Annotated in this window: 1 protein-coding gene; it reads left to right on the forward strand. The window is 48.8% G+C overall.

From position 1 onward, the window contains the following. Positions 1–1,410, forward strand: a 1,410-nt coding sequence (locus ICN37_RS08325) for an IS1182 family transposase (RefSeq protein WP_216156592.1), incomplete at its 5' end; no start/stop codon positions are given. Positions 1,411–1,601: the final 191 nt, after the last annotated feature.

Genomic DNA, 1,601 nt, shown 5'->3' on the forward strand with positions numbered 1-1,601 from the left:
CAAGATCGAACCCAAAGTACGCTGTTACCAGAGTTACTTGATGAGTACATCACCGAAGAAAACCCCGTACGCGTCATTGACCTCTTTGTTGACCAGCTTGATTTAGCCAGCTTAGGTTTTGAAGGAGTAGCTCCTGCTGATACTGGTAGGCCGTCCTATCATCCTGCAGTGCTGTTGAAGTTGTATGTTTATGGATACCTTAACCGTATCCAATCGACTCGTCGCCTTGAAACCGAAGCGCTACGTAATGTTGAACTCATGTGGCTCATTACCCGCTTAGCCCCGGACTTTAAAACCATCGCGAACTTCCGTAAAGAGAACGGCAAAGCCATCCGTAAAGTCTGCGCCCAGTTTATTGAACTGTGCCGCCAGATGAATCTCTTTACCGACGCGATGGTGGCAGTCGATGGCAGTAAGTTCAAAGCAGTGAACAGCTCCGATCAGAACTTCACCCAGGCCAAGATCCAGCGGCGCATCCAAGAAGCTGAAGCTAGTATTGCGCAGTATTTAAAAGACTTAGAGGCGGCTGATCTGCGTTCACCTGCAGGGTCCACGCCACATCAAGTTCGGTTGGCTGAGCGTATCGAGTTGTTTAAAGCCCAGATGGCGCAGCTACAAGCTATTGAAGAAAAAGTGCAAGCCGCTCCAGATAAACAGGTCTCCATGAGTGATCCCGATGCTCGGTCGATGCAACACCGTGGTGGCGGTATCGTGGGCTATAACGTACAGGCAGCCGTGGACACGAAGAACCATCTCATCGTTGCCCATGAACTCACCAATGTCGGTCATGATCGCAGTAGCCTAGCCAAGATAGCAAACCAAGCGAAAGAGGCGCTGCAAGTAACGCAGCTGACGGTAGTGGCGGACAAGGGTTACTACAGCGGGCAAGAGATTAAAGACTGCATGGACTTGGGTGTGACTCCCATCATGCCTAAATGTAAAACGTCTAGCAATAGATCTCACGGCCTGTTTGATAAGAATGACTTTATCTACCATCCCGATAAAAATGAATACGAGTGCCCTGCAGGAGAGGCATTAATAGAGCGCTTTAAAACGGTAGAACATGGCAAGAATCTGATTGCCTACTGGAGCTCCAACTGTAAAACCTGCACCCTAAAGCCCCAGTGCACTACCGGAACAAACAGAAGGGTCAAGCGCTGGGAACATGAAGCCGTGCTCGATCAAATGCAGGGCAACCTAGAGGCCATGCCCGATGCCATGAAGATCCGAAGATGCACCATTGAGCATACCTTTGGAACCTTAAAGAGTTGGATGGGGGCTACACACTTCCTCACCAAAACCAAAGAGAACGTCAGCACGGAAATGAGTCTGCATATCCTGGCTTACAACCTCAAACGGGTCATGAAGATCATGGGCGGTAGCAATCTGATGAAGGCGATGGCGACATAAGGCGAAAGCCTTACTCAATCTGTAATAAACAGGCCTGAGTAACGCCTCTACGAGGCGTTACTAAAAAATCACAAATTACCAAAACAGAATTGCTGGCTCAGCCAGAAGCGTTTGATTGAAGGCCAAAACCCGTGTACACGCTTTAAATCTAAATCAATGGAAGTATTTTGGGTTTTTACACAGCCTCGGCC

The organism is Polynucleobacter sp. P1-05-14, assembly GCF_018881675.1.
In the GTDB taxonomy this organism is placed as follows: domain Bacteria; phylum Pseudomonadota; class Gammaproteobacteria; order Burkholderiales; family Burkholderiaceae; genus Polynucleobacter.